The sequence below is a fragment of the Hydrogenophaga electricum genome (assembly GCF_030160815.1).
GTDB classification, from domain to species: Bacteria; Pseudomonadota; Gammaproteobacteria; order Burkholderiales; family Burkholderiaceae_C; genus Hydrogenophaga; species Hydrogenophaga electricum.
Genome location: NZ_BSPB01000018.1, coordinates 20,053 through 35,658, shown reverse-complemented (window position 1 = coordinate 35,658; position 15,606 = coordinate 20,053). Strand labels below are relative to the sequence as shown.

The 15,606-nt window shown below is 65.9% G+C and carries 17 protein-coding genes; 5 read left to right on the top strand and 12 right to left on the bottom strand.

The window, feature by feature from the left end; genetic code table 11:
• Nucleotides 1–1,323: a homoserine dehydrogenase gene (locus QQK43_RS12265; RefSeq protein WP_234264847.1), complete on the bottom strand. Its 1,323-nt coding sequence runs from the start codon at nucleotides 1,321–1,323 to the stop codon at nucleotides 1–3.
• A gap of 118 nt (nucleotides 1,324–1,441) precedes the next feature.
• A complete protein-coding gene (locus tag QQK43_RS12260; RefSeq protein ID WP_284308001.1) occupies nucleotides 1,442–2,668 on the bottom strand; it encodes a pyridoxal phosphate-dependent aminotransferase in 1,227 nt (408 codons plus the stop codon).
• Nucleotides 2,669–2,795: 127 nt separating this feature from the next.
• Here QQK43_RS12260 and QQK43_RS12255 point away from each other — a divergent pair, with 127 nt between their 5' ends.
• The 4 genes from QQK43_RS12255 (at nucleotide 2,796) to QQK43_RS12240 (ending at nucleotide 6,440) form a co-directional block, all read left to right on the top strand.
• On the top strand, nucleotides 2,796–3,176 hold the full coding sequence (locus QQK43_RS12255) for an Mth938-like domain-containing protein (RefSeq protein ID WP_284307999.1): 381 nt from the start codon (nucleotides 2,796–2,798) through the stop codon (nucleotides 3,174–3,176).
• A 210-nt stretch (nucleotides 3,177–3,386) separates the two neighbouring features.
• Nucleotides 3,387–3,863 carry a peroxiredoxin gene (locus QQK43_RS12250; protein ID WP_234264850.1) on the top strand — a complete coding sequence of 159 codons (477 nt, stop codon included), beginning with the start codon at nucleotides 3,387–3,389 and terminating at the stop codon, nucleotides 3,861–3,863.
• Nucleotides 3,864–4,063: 200 nt separating this feature from the next.
• Nucleotides 4,064–5,794, top strand: a complete 1,731-nt coding sequence (locus QQK43_RS12245) for a PhoH family protein (protein ID WP_284307996.1) — start codon at nucleotides 4,064–4,066, stop codon at nucleotides 5,792–5,794.
• A 7-nt stretch (nucleotides 5,795–5,801) separates the two neighbouring features.
• Nucleotides 5,802–6,440: an AraC family transcriptional regulator gene (locus tag QQK43_RS12240; protein ID WP_284307994.1), complete on the top strand. Its 639-nt coding sequence runs from the start codon at nucleotides 5,802–5,804 to the stop codon at nucleotides 6,438–6,440.
• A gap of 15 nt (nucleotides 6,441–6,455) precedes the next feature.
• Here QQK43_RS12240 and QQK43_RS12235 read toward each other — a convergent pair whose 3' ends face one another.
• The 10 genes from QQK43_RS12235 to QQK43_RS12190 all read right to left on the bottom strand — a co-directional run bounded on the left by QQK43_RS12235 (nucleotide 6,456) and on the right by QQK43_RS12190 (nucleotide 13,545).
• Complete coding sequence (locus QQK43_RS12235) at nucleotides 6,456–6,836, bottom strand: VOC family protein (RefSeq protein WP_234264853.1); 381 nt, start codon at nucleotides 6,834–6,836, stop codon at nucleotides 6,456–6,458.
• Nucleotides 6,837–6,940: 104 nt separating this feature from the next.
• On the bottom strand, nucleotides 6,941–8,377 hold the full coding sequence (gene dnaB / locus QQK43_RS12230; RefSeq protein ID WP_234264854.1) for a replicative DNA helicase: 1,437 nt from the start codon (nucleotides 8,375–8,377) through the stop codon (nucleotides 6,941–6,943).
• A 184-nt stretch (nucleotides 8,378–8,561) separates the two neighbouring features.
• Entirely contained in the window at nucleotides 8,562–9,014 is a 453-nt protein-coding gene (gene rplI / locus QQK43_RS12225; RefSeq protein ID WP_284307992.1) for a 50S ribosomal protein L9, read from the bottom strand.
• Nucleotides 9,015–9,030: 16 nt separating this feature from the next.
• Nucleotides 9,031–9,312, bottom strand: a complete 282-nt coding sequence (gene rpsR, locus QQK43_RS12220) for a 30S ribosomal protein S18 (RefSeq protein WP_234264856.1) — start codon at nucleotides 9,310–9,312, stop codon at nucleotides 9,031–9,033.
• 12 nt (nucleotides 9,313–9,324) lie between these two features.
• The gene (priB, locus tag QQK43_RS12215; protein WP_234264857.1) at nucleotides 9,325–9,624 is read right to left on the bottom strand and encodes a primosomal replication protein N; all 300 of its coding nucleotides are present in this window, start codon (nucleotides 9,622–9,624) and stop codon (nucleotides 9,325–9,327) included.
• A gap of 26 nt (nucleotides 9,625–9,650) precedes the next feature.
• Nucleotides 9,651–10,022 (bottom strand): 30S ribosomal protein S6, encoded by a 372-nt coding sequence (rpsF, locus tag QQK43_RS12210; RefSeq protein WP_234264858.1) that lies wholly within the window; start codon nucleotides 10,020–10,022, stop codon nucleotides 9,651–9,653.
• A 166-nt stretch (nucleotides 10,023–10,188) separates the two neighbouring features.
• Nucleotides 10,189–12,312 (bottom strand): sodium:solute symporter family protein, encoded by a 2,124-nt coding sequence (locus tag QQK43_RS12205; protein WP_284307990.1) that lies wholly within the window; start codon nucleotides 12,310–12,312, stop codon nucleotides 10,189–10,191.
• Nucleotides 12,313–12,315: 3 nt separating this feature from the next.
• Nucleotides 12,316–12,576 carry a DUF4212 domain-containing protein gene (locus QQK43_RS12200; RefSeq protein ID WP_234264860.1) on the bottom strand — a complete coding sequence of 87 codons (261 nt, stop codon included), beginning with the start codon at nucleotides 12,574–12,576 and terminating at the stop codon, nucleotides 12,316–12,318.
• Nucleotides 12,577–12,676: 100 nt separating this feature from the next.
• Complete coding sequence (locus QQK43_RS12195) at nucleotides 12,677–13,252, bottom strand: tetratricopeptide repeat protein (RefSeq protein WP_234264861.1); 576 nt, start codon at nucleotides 13,250–13,252, stop codon at nucleotides 12,677–12,679.
• Entirely contained in the window at nucleotides 13,249–13,545 is a 297-nt protein-coding gene (locus QQK43_RS12190) for a hypothetical protein (RefSeq protein WP_234264862.1), read from the bottom strand. The genes QQK43_RS12195 and QQK43_RS12190 overlap by 4 nt, the downstream gene beginning before the upstream one ends.
• Nucleotides 13,546–13,688: 143 nt before the next feature.
• Here QQK43_RS12190 and QQK43_RS12185 point away from each other — a divergent pair, with 143 nt between their 5' ends.
• Complete coding sequence (locus QQK43_RS12185) at nucleotides 13,689–15,566, top strand: putative nucleotidyltransferase substrate binding domain-containing protein (RefSeq protein ID WP_284307987.1); 1,878 nt, start codon at nucleotides 13,689–13,691, stop codon at nucleotides 15,564–15,566.
• Nucleotides 15,567–15,606 lie beyond the last annotated feature (40 nt).

Below are 15,606 nucleotides of genomic sequence, written 5' to 3'. Positions count from 1 at the left end.
TCAGTTCAACTCTTCCTTGCGGATGCGGGTGATCGGCGCCAGCACGCTGGGCAGCCCCTGCATTTGCGCAATCACGTCGTTCATGGTGCCCTCGCGCGTCTCGTGCGTGAGGATGATCAGGTCGGTGGAGGTGGCGCCTTCGCCGCCCACTTCGTCGGCTTCGCGCTGCAACACCGCATCGATGCTCACACCGGCGCCGGCCAGCAGGCCCGTCACCTGGGCCAGCACGCCGGCCTGGTCGGCCACGCGCAGACGCAGGTAGTAGCTGGTCACGACCTCGCTCATGGGCAGCACGGCCACGTCGCTCATGGCATCGGGCTGGAAGGCCAGGTGCGGCACGCGGTGGTGCGGGTCGGCCGTGTGCAGGCGGGTGATGTCCACCAGGTCGGCGATCACGGCCGAAGCGGTCGGCTCGCTGCCGGCGCCCTTGCCGTAGTACAGCGTGGTGCCGACGGCGTCGCCGTTCACCACCACCGCATTCATCGCGCCCTCGACATTGGCGATCAGACGCTTGGCCGGCACCAGGCTGGGGTGCACGCGCAGCTCCACGCCTTGCGCCGTGCGCTTGGTGATGCCCAGCAGCTTGATGCGGTAGCCCAGTTGCTCGGCGTAGCGGATATCGACCGCGCCCAGCTTGGTGATGCCTTCCACATAGGCCTTGTCGAACTGCACCGGAATGCCGAAAGCGATGGCGCTCATCAGCGTGGCCTTGTGCGCAGCATCCACGCCTTCGATGTCGAAGGTCGGATCGGCTTCGGCATAGCCCAGACGTTGCGCCTCTTTCAGCACCACGTCGAAGTCCAGACCCTTGTCGCGCATCTCGGACAGGATGAAGTTGGTGGTGCCGTTGATGATGCCGGCGATCCACTGGATGCGGTTGGCGGTCAGGCCCTCGCGCAGCGCCTTGATGATGGGAATACCACCGGCCACGGCGGCTTCGAACGCCACCATCACGCCCTTGGCCGACGCCGCCGCGAAGATTTCGGTGCCGTGCACCGCCAGCAACGCCTTGTTGGCGGTGACCACGTGCTTGCCAGCGGCAATGGCTTCGAGCACCAGGGCCTTGGCGATGCCGTAGCCGCCGATCAGCTCGATCACGATGTCGATGTCGGGGTTGGCAATGACCTGGCGGGCGTCGTTCACCACCTGCACATCGGGGCCCACGAGGGACTGGGCGCGGGCCACATCCAGGTCGGCCACCATGGTGATCTGAATGCCGCGGCCGGCGCGGCGCTGGATCTCTTCCTGGTTGCGCTGGAGCACGTTGAACGTGCCGCTGCCCACGGTGCCAATGCCCAGCAGGCCTACTTGGATCGGTTTCATGCTTGACTCATCCACTCTGACGTTGGAAGTCCGCGTGGGACTCCGGAAAAAACGATATTGGGGCTGCACCGGCCAGGCATTCATGCCATGGGTGCGACCCATTGATGCCTGCGGCGGCTCAGGTGCCGTGGCGCGCCCGCCATTGCTCCAGGAACTTCGCAAGCCGGCCGATGGCCTCGCGCAAATCGTCCTCGTGCGGCAGGAAAACGATGCGGAAATGCTGGTTGTCCGGGTAGTTGAAGCCAGAGCCCTGCACCAGCATCACGCGCGTGGCGCGCAGCACCTCCATGAAGAACTGGCGATCGTCGGCAATCGGGTACATCACCGGGTCGAGCCGCGGAAACATGTACAGCGCCGCCTTGGGCTTGACGCACGTCACCCCGGGAATCGCGGTGATCAGTTCGTAGGCCAGATCGCGCTGGCGGCGCAAGCGCCCCCCCTCGCGAATCAGGTCGTTGATGCTCTGGTAGCCGCCCAGCGCGGTCTGGATGGCGTACTGGCCCGGGACATTGGAGCCCAGCTTCATGTTGGCCAGCATGTTGATGCCTTCGATGTACTCCTTGGCGACCGTCTTGTCGCCCGAGATCACCATCCAGCCGGCGCGGTAGCCGCAGGCGCGGTAGGCCTTGGACAGCGAGTTGAAGGTCAGCGTCAGCACATCGGTCGACAGACTGCCCATGGCCGTGTGCGTGGCGCCCTCATAGAGCACCTTGTCGTACACCTCGTCGGCCATCAGCACCAGACCGTGCTCGCGCGCAATCTGCACCAGCCCCCGCAGCAGTTCGTCGCTGTAGAGCGCACCGGTCGGGTTGTTGGGGTTGATGACCACCAGACCCTTGGTCTGCGACGTGATCTTGCGGCGGATGTCGTCCAGATCGGGCATCCAGCCGTTGTCCTCGTTGCAGCGGTAGTGCACCGGCTTGCCGCCCGAAAGGCTCGTGGCCGCCGTCCACAGCGGATAGTCGGGCGCGGGCACGAGCAGTTCGTCCCCATCATCCAGCAAGGCATTGAGCGCCATCGCGATCAGTTCGCTGGCGCCATTGCCCAAGTAGATATCGTCCAGCGTGACGCCCGCGATCCCCTGCTGCTGGGTGTAATGCATCACCGCCTTGCGAGCGGCAAAAATCCCCTTGCTGTCCGAATAGCCCGCCGAATTCGGCAGATTGCGGATCATGTCCTGCTGGATCTCTTCGGGCGCATCAAACCCGAACGGCGCCAGGTTGCCAATGTTCAGCTTGATGATCTTCTGGCCCTCATCCTCCATCTGCTTGGCCGCGTCCACGATCGGTCCTCGGACGTCGTAGAGCACATTGGCCAGCTTGGCGGACTTCTGGATCGTTTTCAAGGATGCCTCCGGGGGAATGCGGCAGGATAAGACCGGACACCGGGGCAGGCGCTATATTCCGCCCACCCGCAGGAAAACCCGCCATTTGACCACAGAACGCGGCCGCCAATGGCGGCGGCGCCCTTCCATGAAACTGCACGCCGACCACCCCGAAGCCCACAGCATCACCGCCTACGGTGACGGCTGGATCACCGTCAACGGCCAGCGTCATGCGCAAAGCCTGGTGATCGGAGCGACTTCGGGCGTTGCACCGTGGGCTTGCCAGCGTTTCGAAGATCTGGAAGCCGCGCACTTTGATCAGCTGTTGGCCCATGCGCCGGAGCCCCCCGAACTGGTGCTGCTGGGCAGCGGCCGGCGCCTTCGTTTCGTGCACCCCCGGTTGCTGCAAGGCTTGCTGGGGCGACGCATCGGCGTCGAGACCATGGACACCGCCGCCGCCTGCCGCACCTTCAACATCCTCGCCGGCGAAGGCCGGCGCGTGCTCGCCGCCCTGCTGGTCGAGCCCTGACCCGCCGCGAGTGCGCCGGCACGACCCCGGCAGGAAGGCGGTTGCTGCTGCCACGTTCGGGCAGCCACCCCAAACAGGGTAAAATAGGCGATTGTTTCCAGCGCCGGCTTCCGTCACATGGCCCAGCACCATGCGTGGCCGGCGGCAGCCACCGCAGTGTGCCGGGAAGCCAACGAATCACCACCATCTTCACGCAGGGGTCCACGCAGCATGGCAGTCGTTGTCAACAAACCCATTCCCGAATTCGAAGCGCAAGCCACCGGCGGCATCAAAGTGAGCAACCAGTCTCACCTGGGCCAGACCGTGGTGCTGTACTTCTACCCCAAGGACAACACGCCCGGATGCACGACCGAGGCCATGCAGTTCCGCGACAAGTACAAGGACTTCGTCAAGGCCGGCGCCCAGGTGTTCGGCGTTTCGCGCGACAACATGAAGTCGCACGACGACTTCAAGGCCAAGCTGGAACTGCCTTTCGAACTGGTTGCCGACACCGAAGAGAAAATGTGCCACATGTTCGGCGTGGTCAAGAACAAGATCATGTACGGCAAGAAGGTCAAAGGCATCGAACGCAGCACCTTCCTGATCGGACCGGACGGCGTGCTCAAGCACGAATGGCGCGGCCTGAAGGTGCCGGGCCACGTGGAAGAAGTGCTCAAGGCTGTCAAGGCCCTCAAAAAGGCCGCCTGAAACGGTACTTTGCCCCGTTCCGCCCGGCCCGACCTTCCGCAAAATGCCGTCACCGGGCTCGTGCATAATGGGTTCATGACCCCAGGACATCGTCCCCACCGTCTGAACTCCACCCAACCGACTGCGTCTCCCGCAGCCCCGAAAGCCGCCCGGTCTTCCTGGCGGCTTTTTGTTTTCACGCCCCTGCGCTGATACTGCCCATGCCCCTGCCTCCCGCCCCCTCCAAACGCGCGGCCCTCCTCTCCCCCGATGCCTACGATTTCAAATCCACGTCGCCTGTTGCGGAGTTGCTGACGGCGCCTTCCACCCCGGCGCCTGAAGCGCGCCCTTCCGAGACAGCCCCGGCCAAGAACACCCGGTCGCGCACCGCTCAGGCGCCCCGCAAGCGCCCGGTCAAGGCCGTGCCCGCCCAGGAAGCGGCGCCGCCAACCCCGGTGATCGAGACCTCTCTGCCGGTGACGGCGCCCGCAGCGCCAACACCCACCCCGGTCAAGGCGCCCGTGACAGCGACACGCCGCCCGAGCCGGGCCGGCAGCACCGGCCCCCGCCGCCTGTTCGTGCTCGATACCAACGTGCTCCTGCACGATCCGACCAGCCTGTTCCGCTTCGAGGAACACGACATCTTCCTGCCCATGATCGTGCTGGAAGAGCTGGACGGCCACAAGAAGGGCATGACGGAAGTCGCCCGCAACGGTCGGCAGACCAGCCGATCGCTGGATGCGCTGGCCGCCCAGGCTGGTGGGGACATGACCAAAGGCCTGCCGCTTTCGGGCACGGGACACCAGGCTGCGCGCGGCCTGCTGTTCTTCCAGACCGAAACGCTGGTTGACGAACTGCCCGCCAGCCTGCCGCAAGGCAAGGCCGACAACCAGATCCTGGGCGTTGTGTATGCGCTGCGCCAGAAATACCCCGAGCGTGAAGTCATCCTGGTGTCGAAAGACATCAACATGCGCGTCAAGGCCCGCGCACTGGGGCTGACCGCCGAAGACTACGAAAACGACAAGACGCTGGACGATGGTGAGCTGCTCTACGCCGGTTCGCTGGCGCTGCCGCAAGACTTCTGGACCCGCCAGAGCAAGACCATCGAAAGCTGGCAGAGCGGCAGCCACACCTTCTACCGGGTCAGCGGCCCGGCGGTGGGTCAGTTCCACATCAACCAGTTCGTCTATTTCGAAGCCCCGGGCGAACCTTCGCTCTATGCCCGGGTGACCGAGATCCGCGACAAGACCGCGGTACTCAAGACACTCAAGGACTACACACACCTGAAGAACGCGGTCTGGGGCGTGACCAGCCGCAACCGCGAGCAGAACTTCGCGCTCAACCTGCTGATGGATCCGGAAATCGACTTCGTCACGCTCGCCGGTACCGCCGGCACCGGCAAGACCTTGATGGCCCTGGCCTCCGGCCTGACGCAGGTACTCGACGACCGCCGCTACACCGAGATCATCATGACCCGCGCCACCGTGAGCGTGGGCGAGGACATCGGCTTCCTCCCCGGCACCGAAGAAGAAAAGATGGGCCCCTGGATGGGCGCGCTCGACGACAACCTGGAGTTCCTGGCCAAGGGCGACGGTGGCAATGCGGGCGAATGGGGACGCGCCGCGACCAACGAACTCATCCGCAGCCGGATCAAGGTCAAGAGCATGAACTTCATGCGTGGGCGCACGTTCATGAACAAGTACATCATCATCGACGAAGCGCAGAACCTGACGCCCAAGCAGATGAAGACCCTGATCACCCGCGCCGGCCCGGGCACCAAGATCATCTGCATGGGCAACCTCGCGCAGATCGACACCCCCTACCTGACCGAAGGCTCCTCCGGCCTGACCTTTGCCGTGGACCGTTTCAAGGGCTGGCCGCATGGTGGCCACATCACGCTGGCCCGGGGTGAGCGCTCGCGGCTGGCCGACTTCGCCAGCGAAGTGCTCTGACCACCCCGTGCAGACGCTGCTGGAGGCTTGGCGACACACCAGCGAAGGGGGCCCCGGCGCGCTGATCCTCCCCGACGGCTGCCAGGACCTGATCGGCACCCGCTGGCCCGGCGAGGCCACGCGGTGGTTTCTGGCACCGATGGCCGACCAAGCCTACCTCGCCACCGCTTCGCCAGGCCAGCAATACCGTGGCTACCGCCTGCGGCCCGGGGTGGTGCTGGAAGCCGGGCCCCTGCTCGCCCGGATGCATGGCAACGATCTCGATGACGAGGGATTCGCCGAGCAGGCATTGGCCGAACACACGGCGCTGATGGGCTCCGTGGCCTCTGCCCTGGAAGCCATCGCCCAAAGCGCGGACCTGCGCCAGGCGCAGCGCCTCCTGGGGGTCTCGGCGCGCAGCCTGCAACGCCTGCTGAGCACCCGCTCTGGGCGCCCGCCGCTCTACTGGCACCGGCTGGCCCGCTGGCGACGCACATTGCGGCTGCTGGAAACCGATGCCCCGCTGGCCGAGATTGCGGCCGAAGCGGGCTATGCCGATCAGGCCCACATGAACCTGGAATGCCGTCGTTGGGCAGGGTTGAGCCCCCTCAGGCTGCGCCAGCGTCCCGAGCTGCTGGCGCTGGGCCACGCATCGGGACACGGCTGAGGCACCGCCCCAGGCTCAGCCCATGGGCGTGCACAGCTCCACCCAGAACCCGTCCGGGTCGGCCACGTAGGCCACTGTCTGCCCCCAGGGCATCTCTTCGGGCGCCTGGATCAGTTGCGCCCCCGCCGACACGGCCCGTTCGAGCGCGGCAGGCACGTCCTCCGTGGTCAGGGCGATTTCAAAACAGGGACGCATCCGGTCGGGTGCGCCGGGCGTCTTGCCTTGTGACGCCAGCAGCGAATGGGCGCAGAACGCGAGCGCCGTGCTGCCGGTGGCCAACGTGGCAAAGTCGCCCGCCTCGTCCACAAAAGACGGTGCCAGCCCGAAGGCCTGGCCATAGAACGCCACGGATCGCCGGACGTCCGGCACATAGAGAATGGTGTAGCCCAGTTGCATGTCGGGATTCCTTGGGAAAACAGGCCGCCACTGTAGCCCCGCCCATTCCGGGCGTCTTGGAAAAAACCGCCACCGCGTGCATGCATGCGTGGTGACCGCCCTCCTCAGAAATCGTCGCCGCCGCCCGCCAGGGTTTCGAAGCGCGTGAGCATGTTCAGGAAGGCGAGTTTCACTATGCCCGTGGGGCCATTGCGCTGTTTGCCGATGATGATCTCGGCCACGCCCGGCTCCTTGCAGTTCTCGCGGTTGTAGTACTCGTCGCGGTAGATGAACATGATGATGTCCGCATCCTGCTCGATGGCGCCCGATTCACGCAGGTCGGACATCATGGGGCGCTTGTCGGTGCGCTGCTCGACCGAACGGTTCAGCTGCGACAGCGCGATCACCGGGCACTGCAGCTCCTTGGCCAGCATCTTCAACCCCCGGGAGATTTCCCCCAGCTCCGTGGCGCGGTTGTCACCCCCATCGGAGTTGGAGCCGCTCATGAGCTGCAGGTAGTCGACCACGATCAGCCCCAGCTTGCCGCACTGCCGGGCCAGCCGCCGCGCATTCGCGCGCAGCTCACTCGGCGTCAGACCCGGCGTTTCGTCGATGTGCAGCGACACGTTGCGCAGCTTCTCGATGGCTTCGGTCAGGCGCGGCCATTCGTCGTCGGTGAGCTTGCCGGTGCGCAGATGCCCCTGGTTGATGCGACCGATCGAGCCGACCACCCGCACCGCCAACTGGGCGGCACCCATTTCCATGGAGAAGACGGCCACCGGCAGGCCCTCGTTGAGCGCAACGTGCTCGGCGATGTTGATGGCGAAGGCGGTCTTGCCCATGGAAGGCCGGGCCGCCAGCACCACCAGATCGCCCGCCTGGAGCCCCGAGGTCATGCGATCGAGATCGATGAAACCGGTCGGCACCCCCGTCACATCGTTCGGGTTGTCGGCCATTTCCTGTACGCGGTCGAGCAGGTCGACGACCAGGCGGTCCATCGACTGGAAGCCCTCCTTCATCCGGGAACCTTCTTCACCGATTTTGAAGATCTTCTGCTCGGCTTCGTCCAGGATCTTGGCCACCGGCCGGCCCTGCGGGCTGAAAGCCGCTGTGGCGATCTCGTCGCTGGCCGTGACCAGCTTGCGCAGGATGGCGCGCTCGCGCACGATTTCGGCGTAGCGCCGGATATTCGCCGCGCTGGGCACGTACTGCGCCAGTGAATTCAGGTAGGCCAGTCCGCCCGCCTCTTCCGCCTTGCCCTGGTTCTGCAGGTGCTCGAACACCGTCACCACGTCGGCGGGCTTGCCCGCGTTGACCAGGGTCGCGATGGCCGAATAGGCGAGCTTGTGCTCGTAGCGGTAGAAATCCGAGTCGTTGACCAAATCGGCCACCCGGTCCCAGGCGCCGTTGTCGAGCAGCAGCCCCCCGACCACGCTGGATTCGGCCTCGATCGAATGGGGCGGCACGCGCAACTGGGCGATCTGGCGGTCGCCGGCCGCGTAATCGGCGTCGTCCAGCCCCGCGTCAAAGGCCGATGGAGGGGAGGAATACAGGTCGGACATGGCGGATCAGATCAAAAGGGCATGGTACGCCGTCGGCGCGCCGGTGTCATGGGACAACCCTGTGGACAAACCGTGGACGGGCTGTGCAGCGCCGAGGACAAGTGCATGCCCATTCCGGCCCACAAACAAAAAAGGCCGCCGGCCCGGAGGCTGGCGGCCCTGGCCGGCCGAGCCGGCAGTGCGATCAGGCGGTTTCGCCCAGCACCGTGACGGCGACGTCCACGTTCACGTCGGTGTGCAGATGCACCTGGACGGTGTAGTCACCCACGGCCTTGAGCGGACCGTTGGGCAGACGCACCTGGGACTTGGCCACGGAGAAGCCTTGCTTGTTCAGCTCTTCGGCCACGTCGTGGTTGGTCACGGAACCGAACAGTCGGCCGTCGACGCCGGCCTTCTGGGTCAGCTTCAGGGTCAGGGCAGCGACCTTCTCACCCAGGGCCTGGGCTTCGGCGAGCTTGGCCGCAGCGGCCTTTTCCAGATCGGCACGGCGGGCTTCAAACTCCGCCACGGCGGTGGCGGTGGCGCGGCGGGCACGGCCGGACGGGATCAGGAAGTTGCGGGCATAGCCGTCCTTGACCTTGACCACATCACCCAGAGCGCCCAGGTTGACAACTTTGTCGAGCAGAATGATTTGCATGTCGGTTCTCCCTGTATCAGACGCGGTGCTGATCGCTGTAGGGCAACAGCGCCAGGAAACGGGCGCGCTTGATGGCCGTGGTGACCTGGCGCTGGTAGATGGCGCGGGTACCGGTCAGGCGGGCCGGGATGATCTTGCCGTTTTCGGCGATGAAGTCACGCAGGACGTCCACGTCCTTGTAGTCGACTTCTTCCACACCAGCCACGGTGAAGCGGCAGAAACGCTTGCGCTTGAACAGCAGCGACTGGGTGTTGCGCTTGGGGCGCTTGTCCTTGTTGAAACGCTTGGGTGCAGCCATGATGGGCCTTTCCTATGTCTTGCTGAAATCTTGGATATGAAACGCGGTGCCTTTGCCGTTGCGGGCGTTGGCCAGGAAACCGTGGAACTCGCAGACCGTCTCCAGCCCTTGCCGGGCCAGCACTTCGGCCAATGCGCCAAAGGCGACGGCCTTGATCTGCAGCTTCACCGTTCGCGGTGTGTCCAGTTCGGTGATCACCGATTCGTGCTCCAGCACGAGATTGATCACCGGTATGCCTGCCGGGGTGTAGCGCAGGCCTTGTACCTGCACCACCGCAGCCGTGAGGCTGCACCGGTTGAGCGGCTGGTTCACGCCGGGGCCGGGCACCGACAACGAACTCAGGCGGCGGCCTGCTCCTGCGACTGGGCAGCCTTGCGCGCTTCTTCGCGCTCGACCGACTTCATCATCGAGGAAGGACCGGTTTCGGCCTTCTTCTTCTGCACGGTCAGCTGACGCAGCACGGCGTCGTTGAACTTGAACGCGTGTTCGAGTTCGGCCATGACTTCCAGGCCGGCTTCGATATTCAGGCACAGGTAGTGGGCCTTGGACAGCTTGTTGATCTGGTAAGCCAGCTGGCGGCGGCCCCAGTCTTCAACACGGTGGATCTGGCCGCCACCGGCGGTGATCATGCCCTTGTAGCGCTCCAGCATGGCCGGAACCTGTTCGCTTTGATCCGGGTGGATCAGCAAAACGATTTCGTAATGACGCATGGACTCTCCTTGTGGATGGTAAAAACCGCCCCCGGCGTCTGATCGGGGTGCGGCAAGGCAAGCCCATGATTATAACCAATCCCCCGATTCCTATCACACAGCGCCCGGCAGGGGGACCAACGGGCCGGTTTTCCGTCGTGCCGAAGAGCCCGCACGCGCCCTGCCCTCAGCCAGCCCGGAGGTCCGGGTAGCGCACATGCTCCACCAGTTCCTGGATCGGGCGGCTGGGTGCGGGCGTCACCAGACTGACCAGGATGATCACCGCAAAACCCAGCGGCACGCCGAACACGCCGGCCGAAATGGGCTGGATGCCCCACCACAGCTCGATGGGTGAGGTAACGCCAAAGATCCCACGCAGCCAGGGCTGGGTCGTCACCATGTAGTAGAACGTGACGCCCAGGCCCGCAATCATGCCCAGCGACGCCGCGATCCCGGTGGCGCGCTTCCAGAAGATGCCCAGCACCAGGGCCGGGAAAAAGGCCGCCGCCGCAAACGAGAACGCCGCCGAAACCAGGAACAGGATGTCCGCCGGCTTCTGCGCCGCGACATAGGCCGCCAGCAAGGCGACCACCAGCAACAGCACTTTGGAGATGGTCACCCGGCGCACGGTGGAGGCATTCGGGTCGATCATCTTGTAGTACAGGTCGTGGCTGAGCGCGTTGGCAATGGTCAGCAGCAGCCCGTCAGCGGTCGACAGCGCGGCAGCCAGCCCGCCAGCGGCCACAAGGCCCGAGATCACATACGGCAGGCCCGCGATTTCGGGCGTGGCCAGCACGATGATGTCCCCGCCGATGGTCATTTCGTTAAGCTGCAGGATGTTGTCCTTGTTGACGTCCACCACCGACAGCAACGAGGGGTCGACCTTGTTCCAGGCGGCCACCCACTGGGGCAACTGGTCAAACGGCGTGCCCACCAGCACATGAAAGACCTCGTACTTGACCAGCACCGCCAGGGCCGGCGCCGTGAAGTACAGCAGGAAGATGAAAAACAGCGACCAGGTCACCGACTGCCGGGCCTCTTTGACGCTGGGCACGGTGTAGTAGCGCATGAGGATGTGCGGCAACGCGGCCGTGCCCACCATCAGGCAGAAAATCAGCGCCAGGAAGTTGCGGCGCGATTCGTCGTAGGTCTTGCGGGCCGCCGCGTCGCCGTCCGGATCGCCGGCGTACTGGGCCGCGTGCGGCGGCATGCCGTTGAGCGGTCGGGCCTTGGTTTCGGCCGCGGCCTTGGCGCGGGTCCAGGCGGCCCTGGCCGCTGCCTCATCCCTGGGCAGGGCGGCCAGCGCCTTCTCCGCATCGGCGATGGTTCCCATCGGCGCGTTGGCGGCCTTCAACCGGCTCAGTTGGGCTTCCGCTGCGGCCCGATCGGCCGCCAGCGCGGCCGCCGGGTCCTTGAGTTTGTCGTCCAGAACGGCGGCGCGCTGGCGGTAGATCTCGCGCACCTCCAGCTCCTTGGCATCGCTGGCGAGCAGCTTTTCCTTGGCCGTCACCTTCTCCAACTGGTAACCGTAGACCGCCTGCGGCACGGGCACGCTGGTCTGCTTCACCGAGAGCCACACCACCGGGATCATGTAGGCGACGATCAGGATGATGTACTGGGCCACCTGGGTCCAGGTCACTGCGCGCATGCCGCCCAGGAACGAACACACCAGAATCCCGCCCAGACCGAGGAAGATGCCCAGCTCGAACGCCACGCCGGTCAGGCGCGATGTGATCAGCCCCACGCCATAGATCTGCGCCACCACGTAGGTAAAGGAACACAGAATGGCCGCGCAGATGCCCAGAAAGCGCGGCAGATTGCCGCCGTAGCGCTCACCCAGAAAGTCGGGAATGGTGAATTGCCCGAACTTGCGCAGATAGGGCGCCAGCAACAGCGCCACCAGGCAATACCCCCCGGTCCAACCCATGATGAAGGCCAGGCCGCTGTAGCCCGTGAGATAGAGCGTGCCAGCCATGCCGATGAACGAAGCCGCTGACATCCAGTCGGCCCCGGTGGCCATGCCGTTGTAGACCGCCGGCACCCGGCGGCCCGCCACGTAGTATTCGACGGCGTCGGTGGTCCGGCTCATGATGCCGATGCCCGCATACAGACCGATGGTGGCCAGCAGGAAGATGAAGCCGATCCACTCGCGCGACAGGCCGACCTGCTCCAGCAGCGCCAGCGCGATCACGAACACCGCGAAGCCCCCGGTGTACCAGCGGTAGACCTTGTTGAGCTGCTGCTTGAAGGCCTTGTTGGACCCGCGACGGCCAGGGGCGCCGGAAGGCGCGGTGTCATAGGGGCCGGCCATGGCTCAGTCCTCCTCCTCGTCGACACCGTGTTCGATGTCGAGCCGGTTCATGTGCCACGCGTAGTACCCGATGATGAGCACGTACACCACCAGGGACCCTTGCGCCCCGACCCAGAAACTGAACGGCCAGCCGAAAAAGCGGAAATCGAGATCGCGGGCAAAGTACGCAACGACGAAGGTCGCCACGAACCAGATGACCAACAGCAGCGCCGTCACATGGAGATTCTTGCGCCAGTAGCGGCGGTGGTTGTCGGTCAGTGCCATGTTTCGGCCTCCTTTGCCGGTCGTCTGTTTGTGGGGGCGGTCGCACTCGAGCCGGCGATTTTCGCGGCCCCGTGCCGATGGCCCGCGCAGCCGGCGCCGCTCACACCCGGGCGGCGCCCAGGCCGGTCTCGCGCTCCAGCTGGGCGGCGACTTTGGGCTCGAACTGCCGCAGATGGTGGATGATCTGGGCCGCCTCCTCGGGCGCCTGCCGGTCCACATGCACCCGGGCCAGTTGGTACCAGCCGTAGGGACTCAGGGGTTGCAAAGCGGTGTTGCGGCGCAAGGCTTCGGCGGCGGCGTCGAAACGCTGCTGCCGGATCAGGGCCAGGCCCAGGCCGTACCAGGCCCGATCGCATTGGGGGTCGAGCGCGATGGCCTGCCGGAACGCCTGCTCGGCCGCCTCGGCGTCCCCCTGCTCCTCACGCAGAAAACCCAGGTTGAACCAGGCCGCCGCACGGTCCGGCGCCACGGCCAGCAGGCGCTCAAGCACATCGCCGGCCTCCCGCTGGCGCCCGGCCTGCGCCAGCAGATGGGCCTGTGTCGCCAGGGCGTAAGTGTCGGCCGGCTCGGCCTGCAGCCGTTCCTCCACGCGCGCCAGCGCCCGCTCATGAGCGCCCAGGAGCAGCAGCGCCCGCACCTGCCAGCGCACGAACCCGGCATCCAGTGACCGCCTCATTGACACCACTGCACCCCGATACGCAGGCAATGGGAGATCTTGGCCAGCGTCGCCAGCACCCAGACAAAACCCAGTATCAGAAAGGCCACCAGCGGGAGGTGGCGCTCGATCACCAGCCGCGGCGTGACCCACCGTGCCAGCTTGACAAACGGTCTGCCGATCTGCTGCAGCACCTGATAGAAGACATTCCGGTCTTTGTTCGGCCCCACCAGCAGCCCGAGCACCCACTGCCCGGCCAGGGCCAGGAGGGCCACTTCGGTCACGAGTTTGATGGAAGAGATCAGCAACAGCATTTTTTTGACCGGCCCGCTGGCGGTGTGCGGCCATTCTTGGGTTTCAGCTTACCAACTTCTTACGGACACCAACCCGCATTCTCTGACACAGGTCAAACCCCCATAGGGTATTCCCGGGAGCCATCCCGGCGTGGCGAGATAGCATGCCTTCGACCGCCTTGCCCAAACCGCCCATGCCCAGCCAGCCTCCCCTTCCCCTGATCGCCGCCCTGGCCCGCCACCGGGTTTTCCGCCACCTGCCGGCCGCGCTGCAACGCACGCTGGGCACCGAACGGCAACCGCTGCACTGCGCCGCCGGCCAGCACATCGCCAGCGGGCCTGCCTTGCAGCGGCAGCTGTTCTGGGTGCTGCAAGGCGAAGTGCTGCTGCAGGACGGGGAAGGCCACCCGCTGCTGACGCTCACCGCCGACGAGCTGTTCGGCCTGGACGCCGGCAACGCTTTGCTGGTCAGCGCCGCCGTGGCGGCCACGGAATGCCAGTTGGTGGTCTGGAACGAGCGCGAACTTCAGACCCTGCTGCGCGAAGCCCCGGCCCTGGCGTTCTTCCTGCCGCCCCTGCCAGCCGGCGCCCGCCCGGCACCCGCTCCGGCCCCGGCCGGGGATCCGGCGCTCAACCTGATGACCACCCCGGTGCGGGCCCTGATCCGTCGCCCGCCCATCACCCTGGCGCCCCAGACCCCGATCCGCGAAGCCGCGCAACTGATGCGGGCGCAGCGCGTGTCCTCGGTGCTGATCACGGAACAGGACCACCTGTTCGGCCTCATCACCGACCGCGACCTGCGCAACCGGGTCGTCGCCGCCGGTCTGGACACAGAGCGACCGATTGCCGACATTGCCACACTGGCGCCGATGACCATCGACGTGCAGAACCCCGCGTTCGACGCCCTGCTGCTGATGGCGCGCCACAACATCCACCACGTGCCGGTGCTCGATGGCGAACGCATCGCCGGCATGATCACCGCCACCGACCTGACCGAGCAGCACAGCACCTCGGCGGTCTATCTGGTGGGCGACATCCACAAGCAGACCACGATCGAGGGCCTGCAGTCCATCGCCGCCAAAACCGCCCGCCTGCAGCAGAACCTGGCGGCGGCAGAGGCCTCGGCCTACAGCACCGGCCACATCGTCACCGCGGTCACCGACGCCATCACGACGCGCCTGCTGCAAATGGGCGAGGCGCGCTTGGGCCCGGCCCCGGTGGACTATGTCTGGGTGGCCGCCGGCTCGCAGGCGCGCAACGAGCAGACCGCACGCTCCGACCAGGACAACTGCCTCGTCATCGACGACGCCTACGACGAAAGCCTCCACGGCGCCTACTTCCGGGATCTGGCGCGTTTCGTCTGCGATGGCCTCGATGCCTGCGGCTACATCTATTGCCCGGGCGAGATGATGGCGATGACCGATGCCTGGCGCCAGCCACGCCGGCAGTGGCTGTCGTACTTCGAGCGCTGGACCGGTCAGCCCGAACCCAAAGCCCTGATGCTGACGTGCGTGTTCTTCGACCTGCGCGCGGTGTCCGGCCACAGCGGTCTGCTCGACGGCCTGCGCCGGGAAGTGCTGCAACGCACCCAGGGCAACACCCTGTTTCTGGCGCACATGGTGGGCAACGCGCTGCAGCACCAGCCGCCGCTGGGTGTGTTCAAGGGGCTGAGCACCATCCGCAGCGGCGAGCACAAGGGCACCATCGACCTCAAGCATGCCGGGCTGGTGCCCATCGTGGACCTGGCCCGGGTGTACGCGCTGGCCGGCGGCAACCCCGCGGTCAACACCTACGACCGCCTGATGGGGGCAGCGGCCGGCGGCGCCATCAGCGAGCAGAGCGCCCGCGATCTGCGCGATGCGCTGGAACTCCTGGCGTTCGTGCGCATCCAGCACCAGGCCCGTCAAAGCGCCGCCGGGGTGCGGCCGGACAATTTCCTGAACCCGGACGAGCTGTCCAACTTCGAACGCACCCAGCTCAAGGACGCGTTCACCGTGGTGCATTCGCTGCAGAGCGTGCTGGCCCAGCGCTACCGCTTCTGAGCGCGGGCGGGCCTTGCGGGCGGCGGGCCCGGTTCAGAGG